General features: G+C 69.8%; 14 protein-coding genes. 4 read left to right on the top strand and 10 right to left on the bottom strand.

Annotated features, from left to right (window positions below):
• Positions 1-11: 11 nt before the first annotated feature.
• Genes AC1RL8_RS14725 through AC1RL8_RS14740 form a run of 4 tightly spaced genes read right to left on the bottom strand, consistent with a single transcriptional unit; the run spans position 12 to position 3209 of the window.
• The gene (locus tag AC1RL8_RS14725) at positions 12-1052 is read right to left on the bottom strand and encodes a S49 family peptidase (protein ID WP_159273190.1); all 1041 of its coding nucleotides are present in this window, start codon (positions 1050-1052) and stop codon (positions 12-14) included.
• 1 nt (position 1053) lies between these two features.
• Positions 1054-1422, bottom strand: a complete 369-nt coding sequence (locus tag AC1RL8_RS14730; RefSeq protein WP_070062237.1) for a Rieske (2Fe-2S) protein — start codon at positions 1420-1422, stop codon at positions 1054-1056.
• A 10-nt stretch (positions 1423-1432) separates the two neighbouring features.
• Positions 1433-2116, bottom strand: coding sequence for an HAD family hydrolase (locus AC1RL8_RS14735; protein ID WP_492684635.1), 684 nt, complete (start codon positions 2114-2116; stop codon positions 1433-1435).
• A complete protein-coding gene (locus AC1RL8_RS14740) occupies positions 2109-3209 on the bottom strand; it encodes an RluA family pseudouridine synthase (protein WP_159273189.1) in 1101 nt (366 codons plus the stop codon). The genes AC1RL8_RS14735 and AC1RL8_RS14740 overlap by 8 nt, the downstream gene beginning before the upstream one ends.
• A 548-nt stretch (positions 3210-3757) precedes the next feature.
• On the opposite strand from AC1RL8_RS14740, the gene AC1RL8_RS14745 reads away from it, so the two are divergent.
• Positions 3758-6973, top strand: a complete 3216-nt coding sequence (locus AC1RL8_RS14745; protein ID WP_492684636.1) for an Rne/Rng family ribonuclease — start codon at positions 3758-3760, stop codon at positions 6971-6973.
• Between the two features lie 61 nt (positions 6974-7034).
• On the opposite strand, the gene AC1RL8_RS14750 is transcribed toward AC1RL8_RS14745, so the two are convergent.
• Positions 7035-7916, bottom strand: coding sequence for a LysR family transcriptional regulator (locus AC1RL8_RS14750; RefSeq protein WP_492684637.1), 882 nt, complete (start codon positions 7914-7916; stop codon positions 7035-7037).
• A gap of 111 nt (positions 7917-8027) precedes the next feature.
• On the opposite strand from AC1RL8_RS14750, the gene AC1RL8_RS14755 reads away from it, so the two are divergent.
• Positions 8028-9596: an MFS transporter gene (locus AC1RL8_RS14755; protein ID WP_492684638.1), complete on the top strand. Its 1569-nt coding sequence runs from the start codon at positions 8028-8030 to the stop codon at positions 9594-9596.
• 22 nt (positions 9597-9618) lie between these two features.
• Here the strand turns inward: AC1RL8_RS14755 and AC1RL8_RS14760 are convergent, their stop codons facing one another.
• From AC1RL8_RS14760 to hemC, 4 genes are read right to left on the bottom strand one after another with little or no spacing between them, the layout of a single operon-like run.
• A complete protein-coding gene (locus AC1RL8_RS14760; RefSeq protein WP_492684639.1) occupies positions 9619-10905 on the bottom strand; it encodes a heme biosynthesis protein HemY in 1287 nt (428 codons plus the stop codon).
• A 7-nt stretch (positions 10906-10912) separates the two neighbouring features.
• Entirely contained in the window at positions 10913-12007 is a 1095-nt protein-coding gene (locus tag AC1RL8_RS14765; RefSeq protein ID WP_062482753.1) for a uroporphyrinogen-III C-methyltransferase, read from the bottom strand.
• Positions 12004-12774, bottom strand: a complete 771-nt coding sequence (locus AC1RL8_RS14770; RefSeq protein WP_492684640.1) for a uroporphyrinogen-III synthase — start codon at positions 12772-12774, stop codon at positions 12004-12006. Before AC1RL8_RS14770 ends, AC1RL8_RS14765 begins: the two co-directional genes overlap by 4 nt.
• Positions 12775-12793: 19 nt before the next feature.
• Positions 12794-13699 (bottom strand): hydroxymethylbilane synthase, encoded by a 906-nt coding sequence (hemC, locus tag AC1RL8_RS14775; RefSeq protein ID WP_492684641.1) that lies wholly within the window; start codon positions 13697-13699, stop codon positions 12794-12796.
• A gap of 106 nt (positions 13700-13805) precedes the next feature.
• Here hemC and ppc point away from each other — a divergent pair, with 106 nt between their 5' ends.
• A complete protein-coding gene (gene ppc / locus AC1RL8_RS14780; RefSeq protein WP_492684642.1) occupies positions 13806-16652 on the top strand; it encodes a phosphoenolpyruvate carboxylase in 2847 nt (948 codons plus the stop codon).
• Positions 16653-16847: 195 nt separating this feature from the next.
• Here ppc and AC1RL8_RS14785 read toward each other — a convergent pair whose 3' ends face one another.
• Complete coding sequence (locus tag AC1RL8_RS14785) at positions 16848-17168, bottom strand: hypothetical protein (protein ID WP_492684643.1); 321 nt, start codon at positions 17166-17168, stop codon at positions 16848-16850.
• A 27-nt stretch (positions 17169-17195) separates the two neighbouring features.
• Between AC1RL8_RS14785 and AC1RL8_RS14790 the strand changes: the two genes are divergently transcribed.
• Positions 17196-25256: a glycoside hydrolase family 94 protein gene (locus AC1RL8_RS14790; RefSeq protein ID WP_492684644.1), complete on the top strand. Its 8061-nt coding sequence runs from the start codon at positions 17196-17198 to the stop codon at positions 25254-25256.
• The last annotated feature ends 4 nt before the right edge of the window (positions 25257-25260 follow it).

Here is a 25260-nt window from a genome sequence, read left to right on the forward strand (position 1 = left end):
AAAAGCCGCGCTCAGCGCAGCGCCGGCGAGGTCTTCAGCGCACTCACCGAGGCCGCGCCCATGGCGGCGCCGAACTTCTTGGCCAGCTTCTCGGCCACGTTGTCGCGGCGCGTGTAGTCGATGACTTCCTCGGCCTTGATCACTTCGCGTGCCACGAAGTCGACGTTGCCCAGCTGGTCGGCCAGGCCGAACTCGACGGCCTGCTCGCCGCTCCAGAACAGGCCGCTGAACAGGCCCGGGGTGTCGAGCTTGAGGCGGTCGCCGCGGCCGGCCTTCACCACGTTGATGAACTGCGTGTGGATCTGGTTGAGCATCGACTGGGCATGCGCGCGCTGCGCGTCGTTCATCGGGCTGAACGGATCGAGGAAGCCCTTGTTTTCACCGGCCGTCAGCAGGCGGCGCTCGACGCCGACCTTTTCCATCACGCCGGTGAAGCCGAAGCCGTCCATCAGCACGCCGATGCTGCCGACGATGCTGGCCTTGTCGACGAAGATCTTGTCGGCGGCCGCGGCGATGTAGTACGCCGCCGAGGCGCAGGTTTCTTCGACCACCGCGTAGACCGGCTTCTTGTGCTTGGCCTTCAGGCGCTTGATCTCGTCGTTGATGATGCCGGCCTGCACCGGGCTGCCGCCGGGCGAGTTGATCAGCAGCACCACGCCCTTGGCGCCCTCGTCCTCGAAGGCCGTCTTCATGGCGGCGATCACGAACTCGGCGCTGGCATCGCCGCCGTTGGCGATCTCGCCCTTGATCTCGACGACGGCCGTGTGGGCCGTGGTCTTGGCGGTGCTGGGCGTGCTGCGCGAGAACGCGAACCAGGCCAGGAACACGAAGAAGGCCAGCCAGCCCAGGCGCACGAAGGTCTTCCAGCGGCGCGTGGCCTTCTGCTCATTCAGGGAGGCGAACGCGAGTTTCTCGAGCGTGGCGCGCTCCCACCCGGGGCGCTGCGTGGGATCTTGGGCCATGGTGCGGGGGCTGTCTTGGGATGTCGTGAGGGGGACGGCCGGCTCCAGCGGTTCGAAACCCTGGGGTTCCCTGCGGTTCGGATCGGTCATGTCAGAAGGAAAGAGGTTGGAGGTTCCAGTCAGTATGCCAGTGCACCACGCCGTCTTCTTCGCTCAGTGCGATCTTCACGAGCCCGCCGCGGCACGGCCCGCCCGCGCATTCGCCGGTGTCGGGCTTGTAGACGGCGCCGTGGGTCGCGCACAGCAGCCACTGGCCGCTGTCGTCGAAGAAGCGGTCGGGCTGGAAGTCCATCTCCATCGCCACATGGCTGCAGCGGTTGAGGTACGCATGCGGCAGGCCCTCGAAGCGCACCGCGAAGGCGCGGCAGGTTTCGCCGCCGTGGACCACGTCGAAGGGCACGGCGTTGCCGCCCTCGACCAGGTCCGAGGCATTGCACAGCGGGATGCGCGAGTCGCTCATGCCTTGGCCCTCAGGCGTTGTCGAGCAGCCAGGCCTGCAGCTCGGCGATCGACTGCGCCACGTACAGCGGCTTGAACTCGTCGAAGGTGGACGACGCATGCGCGCCGAAGCCCACGCCCACGCTGGCGCAGCCGGCGTTCTGCGCCAGCTGCAGGTCGTGCGTGGTGTCGCCGATCATCAGCGTGCGCTCGGCCGGCACGTCGAGCTCTTCCATGAGTTCGAGCAGCATGCGCGGATGCGGCTTGCCCAAGGTTTCGTCGGCGGTGCGCGAGGCGTCGAAGCGGTCGCGCAGCGCCACCGTCTTCAGGGCCTCGTTGAGGCCGCGACGCGACTTGCCCGTGGCCACGGCCAGCTTGTGGCCGCGCGCGCGCAGCGCATCGAGCATGGGCAGCACGCCGTCGAACAGCACGAGGTCGTCCTGGTGCTGCAGGAAGTGGTAGCGGTAGCGGACGCCGAGCTCGGGGTATTTTTCCTTGGGCACGTCGGGTGCCGCGCGCGCGAGCGCCTCGGCCAGGCCCAGGCCGATCACCCAGGCGGCATCGTCCTCGCTGGGCTTGGCGCCGCCGACATCGACCACGGCCGCCTGGATGCAGCGCACGATCAGGCGGGTGGAGTCGTAGAGCGTGCCGTCCCAGTCGAAGGCGATCAGGTCGAAGCGAGGGGAACGTGCAGGGCGGGCGGAAGAATCAGTCATGGGCCGTGGGGGTGGGGTGTTGGGCCATCGCCTCGAGCGCCGCACGCGACATCAGCGCATGCAGCTCTGGCGGCAGCCCGGCCTGCAGCGCAATGCGCTCGCCGCTGGCCGGGTGGTTGAATTGCAGCCGCCACGCATGCAGGAACATGCGCTTGAGGCCGAGTTTGTGCAAGGCGCGCTGGCGCTCGGACTCGCCATATTTGTCGTCGCCGGCAATCGGATGCCCGGCCGAGGCCAGGTGCACGCGGATCTGGTGGGTGCGCCCGGTCTTGATGGTCACCGCCAGCAATGACAGCGGCGTGGCGTCGCCCGGCAGGCTGAGGCGGGCCAGCACGCGCACCAGCGTGACGGCCCGCATGGCGTCGGGGTGGTCCTTGGCGACCACGCGCACGCGGCGTTCGCCGGCACCGGCGCCCGAGCCGTCGGGCAGCAGGTACTTGGCCAGCGGCGCGTCGAGCACCTTCTTGTTGGCGGGCCAGTCGCCTTCGACCAGCGCCAGGTAGGTCTTGCCGGTCTCGCGCTCGCGAAACTGGTCCTGCAATGCCACCAGTGCGCTGCGCTTCTTGGCGACCAGCAGGATGCCGGAGGTTTCGCGGTCGAGCCGGTGCACCAGTTCCAGGAACTTGGCGCCCGGACGGGCCGTGCGCAATTGCTCGATCACGCCGAAGCTCACGCCGCTGCCGCCGTGCACCGCCACGCCGGCCGGCTTGTCGATGGCCAGCACGGCCTCGTCTTCGAGCAGCACCGGAAACTCGCGCGCCGGCGCGGGCGGCGTGGCGCCCTCTTCGGCGCGCGGCGATATGCGGACCGGCGGAATCCGGACCAAGTCACCGTCTTCGATGCGGGTCTCGGCCTGGGCCCGGCCCTTGTTGATGCGCACTTCGCCCGACCGGATGATCCGGTAGACGTGCGTCTTCGGCACGCCTTTCAGATGGCGAAACAGGAAGTTGTCGAGCCGTTGCCCGGCGGATTCGGCGTCGACGGTCAGGAAGTGGATGGCGGCGTGCGGCGTGCCGGTGTCGGCGCCCGCGGGTCGATCCGCGGGATTTGGAGCCCCCGCGGGGCTTTTCTTCGCACCTATAATGTTTTTCACCAGCGCGGTCGTGTAAGTGCTTGATTAGACAGAAGTTTAGAGCACTGACGACCATGCTGTGAGGTCGATGCCGCTTTGGCGTCCAGCCCGCAAACCCCGCGCAATCGCGCAAAGTGGCAGGCCAGGCACCCAAGTCAAGCCGACACCCACGAAACACCGATACGGAATACCCAGCCTGCAGCTTCCAAGCTGCAGGCGGATCGAAGCGAGTCCCTTGTTGTGTTGATGCTGCTGATTCAAATATGCCTGCGCTGGTCGACCTGGTTTCGACCAGTCGCCTCAGGCATTGAATCGCCCGCAGTGCGCGCCACCCTTGCGCAACCGGCTGTCAAAAAGGCAGCCACCCAACACCGAATCTGGCTCGCGCCCATCCACGCGCCCCCACCCCGGCTGTCTTCTTGAGCTGACGCTCGAGAGGCCTGTTCGCGCCTGGCGCGGCAGTCACAGCATCCGGGGCCAAGCGGCAATTCCCTGGTTTCGCGGGCGTCGTCCGTGCATCGTTGGCTCGTCATGAGCCGGTAGAACGATACATATAAGGACAACGCATCATGAAGCGGATGCTGATCAATGCCACGCAGGCCGAAGAACGCCGCCTGGCCATCGTCGACGGGCAGAAACTGCTCGACTACGAAATCGAAATCGAAGGGCGCGAACAGCGCAAGGGCAACATCTACAAGGCGGTCGTGACCCGCGTCGAGCCGTCGCTCGAGGCCTGTTTCGTCGACTACGGCGAAGACCGCCACGGCTTCCTGCCGTTCAAGGAAATCTCCAAGCAGTACTTCGCCGAAGGCGTGTCGGCCAGCCAGGCCCGCATCCAGGACGTGATCCGTGAAGGCCAGGAACTCACCGTCCAGGTCGAAAAGGAAGAACGCGGCAACAAGGGCGCGGCCCTCACCACCTTCATCTCGCTGGCCGGCCGCTATGTCGTGCTGATGCCCAACAACCCCCGTGGCGGTGGCGTGTCGCGCCGCATCGAGGGCGACGACCGCGCCGAGCTCAAGGAGGCGATGGACCAGCTCGAGTACCCGAAGGGCATGAGCATCATCGCGCGCACCGCCGGCATCGGCCGCTCGGCGCCCGAACTCCAGTGGGACCTGAACTACCTGCTCAAGCTGTGGACCGCCATCGACGGCGCGGCCAAGGGCGGCAAGGGCGCCTTCCTGATTTATCAAGAATCGTCGCTCGTCATCCGCGCGATCCGTGATTACTTCAATCACGACATCGGCGACATCCTGATCGACACCGACGACATCTACGACCAGGCGCAGCAGTTCATGGCGCACGTCATGCCCGAGCATGCCGCCCGCGTGAAGCGCTACCGCGACGACGCCGCCCTGTTCAGCCGCTTCCAGATCGAGCACCAGATCGAGTCGGCCTACGCCCGCACCGTGCAGCTGCCCTCGGGCGGCGCCATCGTGATCGACCACACCGAAGCACTGGTGTCCGTCGACGTGAACTCGGCCCGCGCCATCAAGGGCGGCGACATCGAAGAGACCGCCACCCGCACCAACCTCGAAGCCGCCGACGAAGTGGCCCGCCAGATGCGCCTGCGCGACCTGGGCGGCCTGATCGTCATCGACTTCATCGACATGGACGAGTCGAAGAACCGCCGCGAAGTCGAAAGCCGCCTGCGCGACGCGCTCCGGCAAGACCGCGCCCGCGTGCAGTTCGGTTCGATCAGCAAGTTCGGCCTGATGGAAATGAGCCGCCAGCGCCTGAAGCCGGCGCTGTCCGAAGGTTCGTCGATCCCCTGCCCCCGTTGCGGCGGCTCGGGCCACATCCGCGACACCGAATCGAGCGCGCTGCAGATCCTGCGCATCATTCAGGAAGAGTCCATGAAGGACAACACGGCCGCCGTGCATGTGCAGGTGCCCGTGGAAGTCGCCTCGTTCCTGCTGAACGAAAAGCGCCCCGAGATCGCCAAGATCGAGCTCAAGCAGCGCGTCACCGTGCTGATGGTGCCCAACAAGACGCTCGAAACGCCGAACTACAAGCTCGAGCGCCTCAAGCACGACGACCCGCGCCTCGATCACATCGAAGCCAGCTACAAGATGGCCGACGAGATCGAGGACCCGACCTCGGTCACGCGCCGTTCGCAGGAACCCACCAACAAGCAGACGCCGGTCATCAAGGGCGTGCTGCCCGACGCACCCGCGCCGGTGGTGCCGCCCAAGCCCGAAGCGGTGCGCGCTGCGCCCGCGCCCGCACCGGTGGCCCCGCCCGCGGTGGTCGCTCCGGCCCCGGCACAGACCGGCTTCATGGCCTGGATCAAGAGCTTCTTCGGCGGCGCCTCGCCGGCGCCCGCACCGGCACCGGCCCCCAGCGCCATTCCGGTCGAAGCACCGAAGCCCCGCCGCGAAGGCGGTCGCCCGGGCCGTGATGGCGAAACGCGCGGTGCGCGCGGCGCCGACGGCGAACAGCGCCGTGGCGGACGCGGCGGCGAAGGCCGTGGCGAAGGCGGCGGCCGTTCGGGCGGACGCGACGGCGACCGCCGTGGCGGACGCGGCGGCGAGCGCCGTGAAGGCGGCGAACGCCGCGGCGAGGCTCGCAACACCGAGCAGCGCAACGACAGCACCAACCCGGCACGCGAGCAACGCGAGCCCCGTGAAGCACGCGCCCCGCGCGACGGCGAACAACGCCGTGGCGGTCGCGGCGAGCGCCGCGAAGGTGGCGAAGGCCGCAACGCGCCGGCCGAAGCCCTGCTCGACGGCAACCTGAACCTCGACGCGCAGCAACAGCAGCCGGCACCCGGCGGCGATGAGAACGGCAATGCCGCAGCGGAACGCGCACCGCGCGCCCGCGGCGAGCGCCGTGAACGTGGCGAGCGCGGCGAGCGTGGTGAACGTGGCGGCGAACGCAACGAGCGCGGTGAACGCAACGGCGACGCGCAGCAGCAACAGCCGCGCGACGAAGCCACCGCCGGCGACGGCGAACGCCAGCCCCGCAACGGCCGTGGCGACGAGTCGCGCGGCCCGCGCGGCGAGCGCAACGACGGCCGCCGCGAGCGCCGCAACGACGCGCCTGCCGCCAACGAAGGCGACGCACGCGTGGCCGAATCGGCTGCCGCCGGCGATGCCGAGCAAGGCAGCAACGAAGGCAACGAGCAGCAAGCCCCGCGCCGCGAAGGCGAAGAGCGCCGCGGCCGTTCGCGTGACCGTTACGGCCGTGACCGCCGCGAACGCGGTCCGCGTGACGACGCCGGCAACGGTGGCAACGAAGCCAACGGCGCAGACGCCGCACCGGTCGCCGAAGGCGCCGTGGCTGCTGCCGAAGGCCAGGCCGAGCGCCAGCCCCAGCAGCAACTGCCGCTGGTGGCGGAAGCCGCTGCCGTGGCTGTGGTGGCCACCGCTGTCGAAGTGCGCGAACCCGCACCGCAGGTGCAAGAGCAGCCGCGCTTCGAGCGCCCCGCTGCGCCCGCACCGGCACCTGTCGCAGCTGCACCCATCGTGGTCGAAGCCCCGGCCAAGCCCGCAGCGGCAGCGCCCGCCAGCAACGGCCGCGCACTGCCCAAGGTGCAGGCCTTCGAACTGCCGCTGAACGAACTGGCGCAGATCGCCGAAAGCTCGGGCCTGCAGTGGGTCAACTCGGACGCCGAACGCATCGCGCAGGCGCGCGCCGCGATCGCTGCCGAGCCGAAGCCGGTGCACGTGCCGCGCGAGCGCCCGCCGGTGATCGTGCTCGACGAAGGTCCGCTGGTGCTGGTCGAAACCCGCCGCGACCTCGGTTCGATGTCGCTGCCGTTCGAACAGCAGCGCTCGCTCTGAGCCCTGCTCGCTCGCAAATGAAAACGGCGCCTTCGTGGCGCCGTTTTTTTTGCTTCGGAATTCAGGCCTGCGGCGGTAGTGCCTCGACGCCGGGCAGGTCCGGCATCTCCAGGATCAGCTGCCCGAAGCGGCAGGCGCAGGGCGTCTTGCCGTTCTCGCTCCAGATCAACGAGAAGTTCACGCTCGGCAGCGGCGGCAGGCCGTAGCGGCCGTCGACGATCTTCATGCCCGGCTCCACCTCCTCGTGCGTGAGCACCGTCACCGCCAGCCCCGCCAGCACCGCGGCGCGAATGCCCTGCGGGCTGGCCGAGGTGAAGACCACGTGCCAGTCGAGCGACGACGTGAGGTCGAGCGCCGACCCGGCCACCTGCCGGTTGACGCACGGCTTCGGAAAGAAGGCCAGCGGCAGCGACGCGCCCTTCGGCGCCTCGAAGGCCTCGGCCGCGGCCCACACCAGTTGCGTGCGCCGCAGGCAGGTGCCCTCCACCACGTCGGGCGGCGACATCACGACCGCGAGGTCGAGCTCGCCGGCGCGGATGGCCGCGCGCAAGTCGGTGTGCATGCTCACGCAGACCTCCATGCGCACCGCCGGGAACCCGCGCGCGAACTGCGAGAGCAGCGGCGGCAGGCGGTCGCCCATGAAGTTGTCCGGCACGCCGAAGCGCACCACGCCCGAGATCGGCGAGGGCTGGAAGCGCCGCGTCATCGCGTCGAGCGTGTCGAGGATCTGCGTCGCGTAGCGCAGGAAGTCTTCACCGTCCTCGGTCACCGTGAGGCGGCGCGTCGTGCGGTGCAGCAGCGGCCGGCCCACCTGCTCCTCGAGCTTGCGGATCTGGTGGCTGATGGCCGACTGGGTCAGGTGCAGGCGCTCGGCGGCGCGCGTGAAGCCGCCGGTTTCCTTGACGGCCACGAAGGCGCGCAACAGCGTGGGGTCGAAGTCCATGGCGATCCTGGATAAATGATATTTCCTAATGAATTCTAGGAAATCAAATCATTTCCATCATGAAGAGGGTTTCACCAGAATCGGCCGCTCTGCCTTCTTGGAAACCGTCCGATGTCCCTCTCCCCTGCCGGCAAGAACCGGATCGCCCTGTCCGCAGTCTGCCTCATTGCCCTGATGTTCGGCCTGGAAATCTCCAGCGTGCCGGTCATTCTTCCCACGCTCGAAAAATCACTGCATGGCGACTTCAGCGACATGCAGTGGATCATGAACGCCTACACCATCGCCTGCACCACGGTGCTGATGGCCGCCGGCACGCTGGCCGACCGCTACGGCCGCAAGCGCGTGCTGATCGTCGGCGTAGTGCTGTTCGGCGCCACCTCGCTGGCCTGCGGCGTCGCGGGCAATGCGCCGGTGCTGATCGTCAGCCGCTTCCTGCAGGGCCTGGCCGGCGGCGCGATGCTGATCTGCCAGCTCGCGGTGCTCTCACACCAGTTCCAGGAAGGCAAGGAGCGCAGCAAGGCCTTCGCCATCTGGGGCGTGGTGTTCGGCATGGGGCTGGGTTTCGGGCCGATCGTCGGCGGCGCGATCGTGGCGCTGTCGAGCTGGCAATGGGTGTTCCTGGTCCATGTGCCGCTGGCCGTGGTGGCACTGGCGCTGGTCCTGGGCAGCGTGGAAGAGTCCAGCGACCCCGATGCGAAGCGGCTCGACCTGCCGGGCATCGTCACGCTGTCGCTCGCGGTGTTCGGCCTCACGTACTTCATCACGCAGGGGCCGGGCCTTGGGTTCGCGAGCCCCGTGGCCATCAGCATCCTCGTGGCGACGCTGGCCTGCTTCGCGGTCTTCGTGTGGGTCGAGAAGATCAACCCGCACCCGATGTTCGATTTCTCGGTCTTCCGCATCCGCAATTTCTCGGGCTCGATCGTCGGCTCCATCGGCATGAACTTCAGCTTCTGGCCATTCATGATCTACCTGCCGATCTACTTCCAGAGCGGCCTGGGCTACGACGCCGTCACGGCCGGCTCGGCGCTGCTGGCCTACACGTTGCCCACGCTCGTGCTGCCGCCGCTGGCCGAGCGACTGTCGATGCGCTACCGGCCCGGCGTGGTCATTCCGGCGGGTCTGTTCGTGATCGGGCTGGGCTTCATCGCGATGCGCTGGGGCAGCGGCATGGCAAATGCGAGCTGGCTCACGTTGCTGCCCGGCTGCCTGCTGGCCGGCATCGGGCTGGGCCTGACGAACACGCCCGTGACCAACACCACCACCGGCTCGGTGTCGAGCGCGCGCGCGGGCATGGCCTCGGGCATGGACATGAGTGCGCGGCTGATCACGCTGGCCATCAACATTGCACTGATGGGGTTTCTGCTGCTCGAAGGCATTCACGCGCACCTGAAGAGCGCCCTGTCGGCATCGCTCGATGCAGAGCAGCTGCGCGCGCTGGCGGAGAAGGTCGCGGCGGGCAGCTTCGCCTCGCTGCCCGAGCAATTCCCGGCGCTGGCGCAGGCCGATCCGTCGGGCGCCGCCGTGCATGCGGCGCTGGTCCACAGCTTCGGCTGGGTGATGCTCTACGGCGGAATCGGGGTGTGGGTGCTGGCCGGCTTCAGCCTGCTGATCTTCGGCAACGGCAAGCCGTCGGTGCGAACAACAGGCCTGGCGACCGCAAAGGAATCCGCATGCTCCTGAAGCCGGCGGACCGGGCCAACGCTCAGGGCGTGTTGTCGACCTGCGCCGCGCGCTTCCACGCGTCGGCCGCCTGCGCGTGGTCTTCGCGCGCCTCGGCCAGCTGGGCCAGCGCGAGCCAGGCACGCCGGTAGAGGTCGGGGTCTTGCAAACCGAGCCCGGCCTGCGTGAGCAGCTGCTGGGCCTTGCCCCAGAGCTGGCGCTTCATGCAGGCCATGCCGGCGAGGTACTGCAGGTTCGGGTCGCGCGGGTTGTTGCGCTGCGCGCTTTCGATGCGCGCGAGCCAGTCGGCGTCGACCGAGTCGAGCCCTGCTTCGAGCGCGCGCGTGAGCTTCACGCGCAGACCGTCGCCGAGACCGCGCGGGTTCGCCACCATGCGCTCCCAAGCCGGCAGCAACCAGCCGCGCGCCAATGCCAGGTCGCCACGCAGCGCGACCATGCGCTGGGCTGCGTGGATGGCCACCTCGGGCATCTGGCGTTCGGCCGAATCGAGCTCGGACCACGCACGCAGCAGCTGCGCCGGATCGTGCGCACCGGTCAGCAGTTCGGTCGCGAGGCCGCGCACGATGCTTTGCGCCGCCGCGTCGGAGAAAGCGCGGTGCTTGGCCAGCAGGCGCGCGGTGTCGAGCGCCTCGACCGTGCGACGGTCCTGCCGCGCGGCCTTGAGGCGCAGCCGCAGCGCCAGCGTGCGGCGCTGCGCGCCCTGCGGCAGTTCTTCGAGCCGTGCGAGCGCGGCCGTGGGGTCGCGGTCGTCGAGCGCCCAGCGTGCGGCGCGCAGTTGCACGCCTTCGCGGGTTTCCGGGCTCGCGAGCACGGTGCGGTCGGCGCTTTCGTTGAGGGCCTGCTGCAGATGCGCGTCGCGCGCGGCCCTGTCCTGCAGGGCCTGCGCGCTTTCAGCAGCCAACAGGTGCGACAGCACGCGCACCTGCTGCGCCTGCGGCAGCTCGGCGCCGAGCGCGGCCAATGTCTTTTCCTGCGTGAGCGCGGCCTGCGCGGCCTTGCGGGCGCGCGAGAAGCGGCCGGCGATCAGCTGCACCATCGCATCGAGCAAGGCGGAGTGCAGCATGCGTTCCTTCTGCTGCAGCCGCCAGTGGCGCGCCTGCGTGGGCAGCGAGAACAGCGCCGCGAGCGCGCGCAACGCGACGTGCAGCAGCACGAAGGTCAGCAGCAGGATCACGAGCACGAGGTTCAGCGAAAGGTCGACCCGCCACGGCGGCCAGAACACGGTGATCGTGCCCTGGTTGTTGCCGGCGAACAGCGCCACCGCCGCAGCGACGGCGAACAGCGCGAGGAGCCAGATTGCAGCGCGCATGAACGGATCAGCGCCCTGCGGCCGCGGTGGTCAGCGCCGCGAGCGTGTCGTCGATGCGCACCGGCTCCGTGCTGCGCACGAGCTGCTGCAGTTGCTGCAGCTGCGTGGCCGCGGCCTGCGTGCGGCGCGAGGCCGGATCGAAATAGCGGTTGAGCGATGTGGTGACCTGGCCCAATTCGCCGCGCGCGGCGTCCATCTGGCGCGACAGCAGCGACAGCCGCGCGTTGAGCAGCTTGAGCTTGAGGTTCTCGCGCAGGAAGTACGACTGCTCGGGCGCCAGCAGCACGGCTTCGGGGCTCTCGATGCGGCCCACGCGCACCAGCGAACGGGCCTCGCCGCGGATGGTCAGCAGCACGCGCTGCCACCAGGGCGCATCGGCCGGAATGGGTTCGGGCCGCCAGGCGTTGACGCCGTTACCGCGCACAGCCACCGCGTTGAGCGTGGGCAGGTCGTCCACGCTGCGCACCAGTTCGTCGAGCTTCTGCAGCGCTTCGGCGCTGTCGGTGCTGGCGCTGCTGCGCAGGCGGTCGGCATCGCGCTGCATGGCGCGCTGCACAGGCGCGAGCCGGGGTTGCGCGGCGCGTGCGATGCGCAGGTCGCCGGCCTTGAGCGCGGCGAGCAGCGGCTCGAGGCTGCCGGTGACCTGTGCCTGCTGCAGCGCGAGGCGCACGGCGGATTCGATGTCGATCACCAGGTTCTCGTCGCGCGAACGCGAGAGGCTTTGAATGAGTTCTTCCAGCTGCGAGCGCTGCAGCGCGACTTCGGCCACGCGGGTCTCGATGAGGGCCACGCGGGCGGCGGCGTCGCGCACGGTGTCGCTGGCCTGGCGGGCCAGCGTGCGCGCTTCCATCGACTGGGCGGTGGCCTCGGCGCTCTGGCGCGCGAGCTGTTCCTTCATGCCGCCGACCTTCTGCCACAGCGCGATCGTCGACAGCAGCGCGATCAGCGCCACGAGGGCCACGAGGCCCATGCCGATGCGTGCCAGCAGGGTGGCCGCGGCCGCCTGGGCGGCGGGCGTCTGGTGCGGCGCCACCGTGGCGGGCACCTGCACCGGGGCGGCGGAAGGGGGAGAAAGGTCGTCGGACGGGGACGCGGCGCTCATGCGAAGGATTCTATCGACGCGATCAGTGCTTCCCGCAGGGGTGTGCAGACACGCAACGCCCCGAAACCCGCGGCCTGCGCGGCTTCGCCGATGCGTGCATGGGTGGCGATGGCGCGCGCGGCCTGCCAGGAGGTGCCCGGCATGGCGCGCTGCAGGTTGCCGATGGCTTCCGAGCTGCTGAAGAGCCAGATGCCATATCCGGCGGCAGCTTCGGTCGCGATGCGGCGCTGCGCCTCGTCGAGCGCGGGCGCCAGGCGCCGGTAGGCCACGACGGTGTCGCGCACGCCGCCGGCGGCGTCGATCTCGCGGGCCAGCCATTGGCGGCCGGCCGGCTGGCCGGCCTCGTCGCCACCGCGCACGATGAGCACGCGCACGCCCGGCGACACCTGCCCGTGGGCCAGCGCCCACAGCGCCTCGGAGTCGAAGCGCGTGGCGCCGGGTGGCGGTGCGTCGATGGCGGCGGGCGGCACGCCGGCGCGCAGCAATGCGCGCTCGGTGCCGGGGCCGGTGGCCCAGAAGCGGCAACCGGCGAGGGTCGAGGTGCCCCGGTGCTGGAAGAAGTGGTCGACGGCGGTGGCGCTCACGAACATCAGCGCCGCGTAGTCCGCGAGCCGCGCCCACGCGGCGCGCAGCGGTTCGACGTCGAGCGCGGGCGCGATGGCGATCAGCGGCAGCGCCACGGCCTCGAGCCCGGCCGACTGGAAATCACGGACCCACGCCGCCGCTTCGTGCGCCGGCCGCGTGACGATGACAGGCCCCGCGCGCATCGCTCGGCGCCCACCGTGATCAGTGGGCACCGGCGTCGCGCAGCAGCCCGGCGGCGTGCTGGCCGAGGGCATCGGCCCCCGCGAAGTCGCCGGCCTCGGCCTGCGCGTGCACGCGCACCAGCGGCGCATCGCCTTCGGGGTCGCCCCAGGCGGCGTCGATGCGCAGCGTGCCGTCGGGCTGGCGGCGCGCATGGGCCGCGAGCGGCATGGAACAGCTGCCGCCCATCGCGCGGCTCACGGCGCGCTCGGCGGTGGTCGAGAGCCAGTCGCTCTTGTGGGCCAGCGGCGCCAGCAGGTCGATGAGGTCCTGGCGGTCGGCGCGCACCTCGATGCCGAGGGCGCCCTGCCCTGCGGCGGGCAGCATGGTGTCGGGGTCGAAGGCGACGCGGATGCGGTCTTCGAGGCCCAGCCGCTTGAGCCCGGCCGCCGCGAGCACGATGGCGTCGTAGTGGCCTTCGTCGAGCTTGCGCAGGCGGGTGTCGAGGTTGCCGCGCAGCGGTTCGATGCGCAGGTCGGGCCGCTGCGCGCGCAGCAGCACCACGCGGCGCAGGCTGGAGGTGCCGACCACCGCGCCCTGCGGCAGCTCGTCGAGCGAGGCGTAGCGCGGCGACACCAGCGCGTCGCGCGGGTCTTCACGTTCCAGCACGCAGGCCAGCGTGAAGCCCTCGGGCAGCTCCATCGGCACATCCTTGAGCGAATGCACGGCGATGTCGGCGCGCCCGTCTTCGAGCGCGGCTTCGAGTTCCTTGACGAAGAGGCCCTTGCCGCCGACCTTGCTCAGCGTGCGGTCCAGGATCTGGTCACCACGGGTCGTCATGCCCAGCAGGCTGACCGTGTGGCCTCGTTCTTGCAAAAGCGTTTGCACGTGTTCGGCCTGCCACAGGGCCAGCCGGCTTTCGCGCGTGGCGATCACGATGTTGCTCAAGATCGCTCCCAAAAAAGTACATGGTTTCTGACCTCTGGAATGCTAGCATGTTGCGCCGCAGCAACGGAGGCGGCGCGTCCATTCAAGTCCCCAGGAACAACATCGAATGAAAGCCAGCAAGACTCCTGCATCTCCCGCCAAGCGCCGCCAGACCGAAGACCAGCCATTGATCGACGACATCCGGCTGTTGGGCCGAATCCTCGGCGACGTGATCCGGGAGCAGGAGGGTGACGAAACCTACGCGCTGGTCGAGAAGATCCGCACCCTGTCGGTGTCGTTCCGGCGCGACGCCGACCATGCCGCCGACCGCGCGCTGAAGAACCTGCTCAAGGGCCTGAGCGCCGCCGAAACGGTGCGCGTGATCCGCGCCTTCACCTACTTCAGCCACCTGGCCAACCTGGCCGAAGACCGCCACCAGATCCGCCGCCGCACCGAGGCCGAGCGCGAAGGCGTGCAGGCCGACGGCGACCTGCAGACCGCCCTGGCCCGCATCCGCAAGGCCGGCATCAAGCCCGACGAGATCGTCGCCTCGCTGGCCCACAGCTACGTGTCGCCCGTGCTCACGGCGCACCCGACCGAAGTGCAGCGCAAGAGCATCCTCGACGCCGAGCGCGCCATCGCCCTGCTGCTGACCACGCGCGACGAGATCAAGCTGCGCCAGAACGCCTATGCGGGCGGAAAAGACGCGCTCTCCCCCATCGAGCTGGCCGACAACGAAACCCAGGTGCGCATCCGCGTCACGCAGATCTGGCAGACGCGCATCCTGCGTTTCTCCAAGCTCACGGTGGCCGACGAGATCGAGAACGCGCTGAGCTACTACGAAGCCACCTTCCTGCGCGAAATTCCGCGCGTGTACGCCGACCTCGAGAAGGCGCTGGTGCAAGGCGGGCAGACGCCCTCGGTCGCGCCCTTCCTGCGCATGGGCCAGTGGATCGGCGGCGACCGCGACGGCAACCCCAACGTCACGGCCGAGACGCTCGAGTACGCGCTGAGCCGCCAGTCGGAACTCGCGCTGCGCCACTACCTCACCGAGGTGCACTACCTGGGCGGCGAGCTGTCGCTGTCGGCCACGCTGGTCGACGTGTCGGTCGAGATGCAGGCATTGGCCGAGCGTTCGCCCGACACCAATGAGCACCGCAAGGACGAGCCCTACCGCCGCGCCCTCACCGGCGTGTACGCGCGCCTGGCCGCCACGCTGCGCGAGCTCAGCGGCGGCGAGGCCGCGCGCCACGCGGTCGCGCCGCAGAACCCGTATGCGAACGCCGAAGAATTCCTGGCCGAGCTGCGCACCATCGAAGAGTCGCTGGTCGAGAAGCACGGCACCGTGCTCGCGGCGCCGCGCCTGCGCCCGCTGATCCGCGCGGTGGAGGTGTTCGGCTTCCACCTGGCCACGGTCGACCTGCGCCAGAGTTCCGACAAGCACGAGGCCGTGATCGCCGAGCTGCTGGCCACCGCGCGCATCGAGCCCTCGTACGCGTCGCTGGCCGAAGAGGCCAAGCAGACGCTGCTGCTCAAGCTGCTCGACGACGCGCGTCCGCTGCGCGTGCCCGACGCCGACTACTCGCCGCTCGCCCGAAGCGAGCTGGCCATCTTCGCGGCCGCACGCACCGCGCGTGCACGCTACGGCGCGGCGGCCATCCGCCACTACATCATCAGCCACACCGAAACGGTGAGCGACCTGCTCGAGGCGCTGCTGCTGCAGAAGGAAGTGGGCCTGCTGCGCGGCGCGATGGACAGCAACGCGACCTGCGACCTGATCGTGGTGCCGCTGTTCGAGACCATCGAAGACCTGCGCAACGCCGCGCCCATCGTGCGCGCCTTCTACGCGCTGCCGAACATCCAGGCGCTCATCGAGCGTTCGGGCGCCGAGCAGGACGTGATGCTGGGCTACTCCGACAGCAACAAGGACGGCGGCATCTTCACCAGCAACTGGGAGCTGTACCGTGCGGGCATCGCGCTGGTGTCGCTGTTCGACGAGCTGAACAAGAAGAAAAAGAACCCCATCCGCCTGCGCATGTTCCATGGCCGCGGCGGCACGGTGGGACGCGGCGGCGGCCCGAGCTACCAGGCCATCCTGGCGCAGCCGCCGGGCACGGTGCGCGGCCAGATCCGCCTCACCGAGCAGGGCGAAGTGATCGGTTCGAAGTACGCCAACCGCGAGATCGGCCGGCGCAACCTCGAGACGCTGGTGGCCGCCACGCTCGAAGCCACGCTGCTTCCGCAGGGCAAGTCGGCGCCGGCGAACTTCCTCTCGGCCGCGGGCGAACTCTCGACCGCGAGCATGGCCGCGTACCGCAAGCTGGTGTACGAGACCCCTGGCTTCGGCGACTACTTCTTCGGCTCGACGCCGATCCGCGAGATCGCCGAGCTCAACATCGGCTCGCGCCCCGCCTCGCGCAACCCGAGCCACAAGATCGACGACCTGCGCGCCGTGCCATGGAGCTTCAGCTGGGGCCAGTGCCGCCTCACGCTGCCGGGCTGGTTCGGCTTCGGTTCGGGCGTGGAGCGGTTCCTGGCCGCCGCCGGCACCGCCGCAGGCAAGAAGGAACGCCAGGCGCTGCTGCAGCGCATGTACGTGCAATGGCCGTTCTTTCGCACGCTGCTGTCGAACATGGACATGGTGCTCGCCAAGAGCGACCTCGCGCTGGCCTCGCGCTATGCCGAGCTGGTCACCGACCGCAAGCTGCGCCAGAAGGTGTTCTCGATGATCGAGGCCGAATGGCAACGCACCTCGGACGCGCTCACGCTCATCACGGGCGCCAAGCAGCGGCTCGAGGGCAATGCAGAAATGCAGCGCTCGGTGCGCCACCGCTTCCCCTACATCGACCCGCTGCACCACCTGCAGGTCGAGCTGATGCGGCGTTATCGCGCGGGCGACGGCGGCGAGCGGCTGCAGCGCGGCATCCACATCTCGATCAACGGGGTGGCGGCGGGGCTGCGCAACACGGGCTGACCGGCACACAGCCTCCATGGACAAAGGGCGCCTTGTGCGCCCTTTCCTACGTGCGCTGTCGGCAATGAGGTACCTGTAAGGTCATTTAAAAGGGTACGGTCGGGACACGTTCACAGTTCTCGCAATCGCGCGGCAGCTCGAAGTCGTTTCACAGGAGCCCGTTGCAATGTCCGTCCCGCAGTCCCTTTCCCATTCTCAGATCGATTTCGTCGGCAGCGATTTCGAGGCCCTGGCTTCCCACATGCACCACTGTGCACGTGCCCACGGGCGATGGTTCTCGCTGCGAAGCCACATGCAACGTGTGCGCGCGCTCGCTGCGGGTCGCATTGTCACGATGGCCTGCGTGGCCGTGGTGTTGGGCATCGGCTTGTTCGCGGTCACTTGAGCGCCGCTGCCGTCGTCGACCGCCTCCAAGGGCTCAGTCACTACGCCCGGACCCTTCTGCTCGGTCCGCACGATCCGGTAGCCCTCCCGATTCGCGCCGAACTCTTCGGTGCCCAACGTTTCGAACAGCACGGCCACAGCCTGGCCCGTGCCCAGGTGGTGGAAGACGCACACCACCGCGCGCGCGAAGGCGCGCCCTTCTTTCCGCGGGTCGACGAGAACCTCGAGTCGCTGCGCGCCGCCTTCGACTACATCGCGCTGATCTCGCTGAGCGGGCGCTATGTGTCGCCGGCGGCGGAATGGCTGCTCGACAACTTCCACCTCGTCGAGGCGCAACTCCAGCAGATCCATGACGGCGTGCCGCGCAGCTACTACGCGCGCCTGCCCAAGCTCGTCACGCCGCCGCTGGCAGGGCTGCCGCGCGTGTACGGCATTGCGTGGGCCTATGTGGCGCACACCGACAGCGTGCTCAACAAGACGTTGTTCACGGCCTTCCTCAACGCCTACCAGGACATCGACGAGCTCATGCTCGGCGAGCTGTGGGCGCTGCCCACCACCCTGCGCGTGGTGCTGCTCGAAAACCTGCGCCGCGTGGCCGAGCGCATTGCCGAGAACAAGGTCGCGCGCGAGATCGCCCATGCCGCCTGGGACGCGGCGCCGCACCTCTCGGTGCAGGACCTCGACGTGCTCTACCGCGCATTGCAAAGCCACGGCCTGCAGGACAGCTACCTCACGCAGCTGTGGCAGCGCCTGCCCGTCGAGCACGGCGACGACATGCCCGCGCTGGTGCGCTGGACCGAACAGCACTGCCCCAACGGCCCGGCGCTGATCGGCGACGCGCAGAACGCGCAGGCCGCGGCCAACCTCACGGTCGGCAACATCATCACGACCTTGCGCATGATCGGCCAGGTCGAATGGAGCGACCTCATCGAGCCGGTGAGCCGCTCGCTGCGCGTGCTGCGCGAACTGCCGAGCTTCGCGAACGAGAGCGAACTCACGCGCCAGCAGATCACGCATGCGATGGAGCAGGTGGCGCGCAGCACCGAACGGCCCGAGCGCGAAGTGGCGCAGGCCGTGGTCACGCTGGCATCGGGCGCGCCGGCCGACGAAGCCGGCGCAGAGACCGACCGCGCCGACGGCACCGCCGGCTACTACCTCTTCGGCCAGGGCCGGCCCGCGCTGATTGCATCGCTGCAGGCGAACGCAGCGCCGGACCAGGCCGCACGCACCGCACACACACGCCCCGCGCGCAGCCATCGCGGCTGGCGCCTGCCCGTCTACGTGGGGTCCGTCGCCCTCGGCACCGCGCTGCTGCTGGCCGCCGTGCTGCACGGCCTGCCGCATCGCGGCGACTGGACCGCGGTCGCGGCGTTGCTGCTGCTCGCGTGGCCGCTGTCCGAAGCGCTGATTGCGCTGGCGCAACGCATCATGGCGGAGTCGGTGCGCGTGCAGGCCCTGCCACGCCTCGATTTTGCAAGTGGCATTCCCGAGCGGCACCGCGCACTCGTCGTCATGCCCACGATGCTGGGCTCGACCGCGAACAACGCCAGGCTCGCGCACCGGCTCGAACTGCACTGGCTCGCCAACCGCGAGGCGCACGCGCAGTTCGCGCTGCTGACCGACTGGGCCGACGCGTCGCAAGCGGCGATGCCCGACGACGCGCCCTTGCTCGATGACGCCCAGCAACGCATCGCCGCGCTCAACGCCAAGTACCCGCCGGCCGAAGGCACGGCGCCGCGCTTCCTGCTGCTGCACCGTCCGCGCAGCTGGAGCGAGACCGAGCAGCGCTGGATGGGCTGGGAGCGCAAGCGCGGCAAGCTCGAAATGCTGATGCGCCTGCTGGCCAGCGGCGACGCCAGCGGCTTTCTGCCGCTCTCACCGGGCCAGCAGCTCGCGCCCGGCCGCACGCCCTATGTGCTGACGCTCGACAGCGACACCGGCCTGCCGCCCGGCGCGCTGCGCGACCTCGTGTCGATTGCCGCGCATCCGCTGAACGCGCCCGAGATCGACATGCCGAGCCGGCGCGTGGTCGCGGGCTTCGGCATCCTGCAGCCGCGCATCGTCACGCCGTTCCCGATGCGCAGCGAGCGCTCCTTCTTCCACTGGGTGTTCGCCGGGCAGTGCGGGCTCGACCCGTACGGCAGCGGCGCCTCCGACATCTACCAGGACGTGTTCGGCAGCGGCTCCTTCACCGGCAAGGGTTTGCTCAACGTGCGCGCGGTGCACGCCACGCTGAACGACCGCCTGCCCGACAGCGCCGTGCTGAGCCACGACCTGCTCGAAGGCAGCGTCGCGCGCTGCGCGATGGTCAGCGACGTGGTGCTGGTCGAAGACCATCCGCACCATGCCGGCGTGGCCGCCTCGCGCGTGCACCGCTGGGTGCGCGGCGACTGGCAGCTGCTGCCGCTGATGTGGCGCGCGCGCCGTTTCGGCATCGACGCGCTGGGCCTGTGGAAGATGAGCGACAACCTGCGCCGCTCGCTGGTGGTGCCGGCGTCTTTCGCGCTGCTGGTGCTGGTGATCTTCACGCAGGCCATGCCGCTGGGCTGGGCGCTGGCCGCTGTCGGTGCGGCGCTCACGCTCGGCCCGCTGCTGGGCGCGCTGGCCGGCCTGGTGCCGACACGCCGCGCCATCGAGCTGCGCCACTTCTTCGACGCGGGCGCGGTCGAGCTGCTGCGCGCCCTGGCCGGTGCGGCCTGGCAGTTCGTGCAGCTGGCGGCGCAGACGCGCCTGCTGCTCGACGCGGCCTTCCTCGCCACCTGGCGGCTGGTCGTGAGCCGCAGGCACCTGCTGCAGTGGACGACGGCCGACCAGGCGCAGGCGCAATCGAGCCAGCGCCTGAAGCCCTTCGTGCGCAGCGCGGCCCTCAGCAGCGCGGTGTGCCTGGTGCTGGCCGTGCTCGCCAACTGGAGCGCCTGGCCGGTGCTCGGCCCCCTGCTCTTCGTGCTGTGGTCGCTGGCGCCCATCGCGGCCTGGTGGGGCAGCCATGTCGACGCACACGCCGAAGACCCGCTCGCGCCCGCGCAACGCAGCTACCTCGAGACGCTGGCGCACGACACCTGGCGCTTCTTCGAGCACGTGGTCGGCCCGGACGACCACCACCTGCCGCCCGACAACCTGCAACTCGAGCCGCAGCCGACCCTCGCGCACCGCACCTCGCCGACCAACATCGGCATGTACCTGCTGGCCACCTGCTGCGCACGCGAGTTCGGCTGGATCGACACACAAGCCCTGCTGGCGCGCCTCACGGCCACGCTCGACACCGTCGACCGCATGCACAAGCACAACGGCCACCTGTTCAACTGGTACGACACGCAGACGCTCAAGCCGCTGCCGCCGGACTATGTGTCCAGCGTGGACAGCGGCAACTTCGCGGGCCACCTCGTGGCCGTGGCGCAGGCCTGCCGTGCCTTCGCGGCGGACGCAAGCTGCCAGCCCCACGAAGCACCCGCACTGGAAGCACTGGCCCGACGCTGCGACGCGCTGCACGACGGCATGGACTTCAGCGGCCTCTACGACGCCAAGCGTCACCTGTTCCACATCGGCCTGCGCGTCGAAGAGAACGTGCTCGACGCGAGCTACTACGACCTGCTGGCCTCCGAGTCGCGCCTGTTGAGCTTCCTGGCGATTGCCAAGGGCGACGTGCCGCGCCGCCACTGGATGGCGCTGGGCCGTCCGTTCCTTCTGGTGGGCTTCCAGCCCAGCCTGAAATCATGGTCAGGCTCGATGTTCGAGTACCTCATGCCCGCGCTCGTGATGACCGAGCCCACCGACGGCCTGCTGCAGGTGGCCAATGCCGCGGCCATTGCCGAACAACAGGCCTTCGGCCGCGCACAGAACATGCCGTGGGGCGTGTCCGAGTCGGCCTACTTCGCGCAAGACCATTCGCTGGCGTACCAGTACTCGCCCTTCGGCGTGCCCCGCCTGGCGCTGCGGCGCACGCCACCGACCGACCGCGTGGTGGCGCCCTACGCCAGCCTGATGGCCGCGCCGTTCGCGCCCGAAGCGGCGGTGCGCAACCTCGCGCTGCTCGAATCGCTCGGCGCGCGCGGCGAGTTCGGTTTTCACGACGCGATCGACTTCACCACCTCGCGCCAGGCCGAGGGCCAGGACTTCACCGTGGTGCGCAACTTCATGGCGCACCACCAGGGCATGTCGCTGGTGGCGCTGTGCAACGTGCTGCGCGACGACGCGCCGCGCCGCTGGTTCGGCAGCGCCGCGCTGGTGCAGGCGCACGAGTCGCTGCTGCACGAGCGCACGCCGCGCCAGATCATCGGCAGCGCCGACCCGCGCACGCCGCCCGAGCCCAGCCAGGCCGAGCTGGCGCCGCTGTTCCAGCCGCGCGTGGTCGATCCGACGGGGCCGGGCTTCCAGCCCACGCACCTGCTGTCGAACGGCCGCTACACGGTGGCACTGCGGGCCAACGGCGCGGGCGTGAGCCGCTGGCGCGCATTCAACGTGACGCGCTGGCGCGACGATCCGCTGCGCGACAGCTACGGCACTTTCTTCTATGTGCGCGATATCGAAAAAGACGGAGGGCAAAGCGAGCTCACCTCGCTCACCGCCCTGCCCGCGCCCGGTGTCGACTGGCACTACCGCACCCGCTTCCTGGCCGACCAGGTGCAGTTCGATGCGACCGGCCCCGGCCTGCAGGTGCGCACCACGGTGCTCATCAGCCCCGAGGACGACACCGAGCTGCGCCACATCACGCTGCACAACTCGGGCGACGAAACGCGCACGCTCGAACTCGTCTCGTACTTCGAGCCCGTGCTGTCGAACCCCAAGGCCGACGAGGCGCATCCGGCCTTTGCCAACCTGTTCGTCGAATCGCGCTGGGAGCCCACGTGGCGCGCGCTGCTGCTGTCGCGCAAGCCGCGCCTGCATGGCGATGCGGTGGTGGCCGCGGTGCACTTCGTGGCCTCGGTCGATGCCCACGTGCTGTCGATCGACTGCATGACCGACCGGCGCGCCTTCATCGGCCGCAACCGCACGCTGGCCGACCCTGCGCTCGACCCGCAACCGCTCACGGCCCAGGGCAAGCAGGTGAACGGCCTGGACCCCATCGCCTGCCTGCGCGTGCGCCTGTCGATCGCGCCGGGCACCACCGCGCGCCTGAGCTTCGCCACCGCCGCCGACGAAAGCATCGAGGCGCTGATGCCCTGCATCGACCGCTACCTGCAGCCCATGCACGTGGAGCGCGCCACCCGCATGGCCGCCACGCTGGCGCAGGTGCGGCTGCGCGACCTGAGCATCGCGCCCGCGCAGAACCTGGCGCTGCAGGACCTGACGACCATCCTCACCTACACCACGCCGCGTGTGATGAGGGACCGCGGGCTGATCGACCTGCGCCAGATCTGGCGCTTCGGCATCTCGGGCGACAAGCCCATCGTGTTGGTCTACATCCACTCGATGAACGGCATGGGCCTGATCAACACGCTGCTGCGCGCGCAGCCGTGGTGGGGCTTCGGCGGCGTGGCCTGCGACCTGGTGGTGCTCAACAGCGAACCGAACTCGTACCTCATGCCGCTGCAGCGCGAGATCGAGATGCTGCGCACGCGCGTCGCACAGCAGACGCAGAACAGCTTTCCGCGCAACGACACCGCCGGCTTCTACCTGCTGCGCGACCAGGACGTGGTGCCGTCGGAAAAGGCCGCGCTCTCCAGCCTGGCGCGCGTGGTGTTCACGGCCGACGGCCGCGCGCTCGAAGTGCAGGTCGCTGCGTTGCATGAGGCACGCAGCCCGACGATTGCGGACGACAGCAGCGCACCGGTGCAGCACCGCACGCCGCTGTTGACGCGGCAGGCCACCTCGTCGAATGTCACCGCACCCACCGGCAACTTCGACGCCGAGAGCGGCGAGTTCCGCTTCGAGGTCGGCCCCGACCACCGCACGCCGCGCCCGTGGATCAACGTGATCGCCAACGCCACCTTCGGCTTCCAGGTCTCCGAATGGGGCACCGGCTACACCTGGGCCGGCAACAGCCGCATGCACCAGGTCACGCCCTGGTCCAACGACCCGGTGCAGGACCCGGCCTTCGAGCACTACCTGCTGCAGGACGTGGCGACGCGAGAGATGCTGCCGCTGACACCTGCCGGCGGTGGCGACGGCACCACCCGCCACCGCGTGCGGCACGGCCAGGGCTACACCGTCTTCGAGTGCCGCCAGGGCGACCTCGCACTCGAAACCACCTTCTTCGCGGACCGCGACGAGGCCGTCAAGCTGGTGCACGTGCGCGTGCGCAACGAAGGCGCCGGCCAGCGCCGCCTGCGCGCGCTCGCGATGGTCGAGTGGCAACTGGGCGCCGCGCGCGGCGAACGGCGCACCGTGCATTGCTGGAAGCCCGAGGACCAGCCGGCCGTGTTCGGCCAGCAGCGCGAATCGAGCGCGGGCTTCGGCGGCAGCACGGCCTTCCTGCTGCTCGCAGGCCTGCAGGGCGCGACAACCGGGGCCACGCAATGGACCTGCGACCGCAGCGAGTTCTTCGCCGGCCGCGGCATCGTCGAGGTGCCCGACACACTGGCGCGGCGCGCCGGCAGCGGGCTCGACGCCTGCGCGGCCCTCGGCGGCGAATTCGTCGTGGCGGCGGGCGAAACCGCAAGCTTCAGCTTCGTGCTGGGCCACGCGGGCAACGCCGACGCGGCGCTCGAGCTTGCGCGCCGCTGGCGACAGCGCGACGTGCCCGAAGCGCTGGCGCAGGTGCGCGGCTTCTGGGACGAGCTGCTGGGCCGCCTGCAGGTGCGCACGCCCGACCCGCTGTTCGACGCGCTGGTCAACCGCTGGCTCGTGTACCAGACGCTGGCCTGCCGGCTCTGGTCGAAGGCCGGCTTCTACCAGGCCGGTGGCGCCTTCGGCTTTCGCGACCAGCTGCAGGACGCGATGGCCTTCGCGCTCACCGACCCGCCGCGCCTGCGCGCGCAGATCCTGGTGAACGCGGCGCGCCAGTTTCCCGAAGGCGACGTGCAGCACTGGTGGCACATGCCCGGCGGCGCCGGCGTGCGCACGCATTTCTCGGACGACCTGCTGTGGCTGCCGTACGCGTCGGCGCACTACGTCGAGGTGACGGGCGATGCCTCGCTGCTCGACGAGATGGTCGGCTTCATCGAAGGCCCCGGCATTCCCGAGGGCGCCGAAGACGCCTACTACGCGCCGCAGAACAGCGGCCGCATGACCACCGTGTTCGACCATGGCGCGCGCGCCATCGACCGCAGCCTGAAGACCGGCGTGCACGGCCTGCCGCTGATGGGCACCGGCGACTGGAACGACGGCATGAACCGCGTCGGCCACGAGGGCCGTGGCGAATCGGTGTGGCTCGCGTGGTTCCTGTGCAGCGTGGTCGAGCGCTTCGCGCCGCTTGCCGAAGCGCGCGGCGAACACGAACGCGCCGCCCGCTGGACCGCGGCGCGCACGGGCTGGATCGCCGCGCTGCACGACGCCGGCTGGGACGGCGCCTGGTTCCGCCGCGCCTTCTTCGACAACGGCGCGCCGCTGGGTTCGTCGATCAACAGCGAGTGCCGCATCGACCTGATCGCACAGGCCTGGTCGGTGCTCTCGGGCGCCTCGGACGCGGCCCACACCGGCCCGGCCATGGCCGCCATCGGCAAGCACCTGCACGACGAACCGGCCGGCCTGCTGCGGCTGCTGGCACCGCCGTTTTCCCAATCGACCCACAACCCGGGCTACATCCAGGCCTATCCGCCGGGCGTGCGCGAGAACGGCGGCCAGTACTCGCACGGCGCCGTGTGGGCGCTGATGGCACAGGCGCTGCAGGGCGACCATGAAGCGGCGTGGCAGAGCTTCGAGGGCCTGAGCCCGGCCCACCGTTCGCAGCACCCCGCGCGCGGTCCGGTCTACGAGCTGGAGCCCTATGTGATGGCGGGCGATGTCTATGGCGCCGCGCCCTATGTGGGCCGGGGCGGCTGGAGCTGGTACACCGGCTCGGCCGCATGGCTGCACCGCGCGGCCGTCGAGACCTTGCTGGGCCTGAACGTGAAGGGCAGGCAGTTGTCGATGACGCCGCATGTGCCCGCGCACTGGCCAGGCTTCGAGCTCGCGCTGCGGCTCGGCCAGCGCCGGCTCACGCTGCAGTGGGGCACCGTCGAAGGCGGCGCCGCGCCCACGCACCATGTGGCGGTGGGCGAATGGATCGACTGGCAGGCGCTGCCGGCGGATGCGGTGCTGCGGGTCGCTCAAGCGGCAGGCAAGGGGCAGATGACGGCGTAGGTTA

This window comes from Variovorax sp. GW822-FHT04E09 (assembly GCF_058800845.1).

Excerpts from the sequence above, each read along its gene's own strand:
- ppc (WP_492684642.1), top strand. The coding sequence starts at position 13,806 with ATGAAAGCCAGCAAGACTCCTGCATCTCCCGCCAAGCGCCGCCAGACC.
- AC1RL8_RS14735 (WP_492684635.1), bottom strand. The coding sequence starts at position 2,116 with ATGACTGATTCTTCCGCCCGCCCTGCACGTTCCCCTCGCTTCGACCTG.
- AC1RL8_RS14750 (WP_492684637.1), bottom strand. The coding sequence starts at position 7,916 with ATGGACTTCGACCCCACGCTGTTGCGCGCCTTCGTGGCCGTCAAGGAA.
- AC1RL8_RS14745 (WP_492684636.1), top strand. The coding sequence starts at position 3,758 with ATGAAGCGGATGCTGATCAATGCCACGCAGGCCGAAGAACGCCGCCTG.
- AC1RL8_RS14770 (WP_492684640.1), bottom strand. The coding sequence starts at position 12,774 with ATGCGCGCGGGGCCTGTCATCGTCACGCGGCCGGCGCACGAAGCGGCG.
- AC1RL8_RS14725 (WP_159273190.1), bottom strand. The coding sequence starts at position 1,052 with ATGACCGATCCGAACCGCAGGGAACCCCAGGGTTTCGAACCGCTGGAG.
- AC1RL8_RS14765 (WP_062482753.1), bottom strand. The coding sequence starts at position 12,007 with ATGAGCGCCGCGTCCCCGTCCGACGACCTTTCTCCCCCTTCCGCCGCC.
- AC1RL8_RS14730 (WP_070062237.1), bottom strand. The coding sequence starts at position 1,422 with ATGAGCGACTCGCGCATCCCGCTGTGCAATGCCTCGGACCTGGTCGAG.
- AC1RL8_RS14755 (WP_492684638.1), top strand. The coding sequence starts at position 8,028 with ATGTCCCTCTCCCCTGCCGGCAAGAACCGGATCGCCCTGTCCGCAGTC.
- AC1RL8_RS14760 (WP_492684639.1), bottom strand. The coding sequence starts at position 10,905 with ATGCGCGCTGCAATCTGGCTCCTCGCGCTGTTCGCCGTCGCTGCGGCG.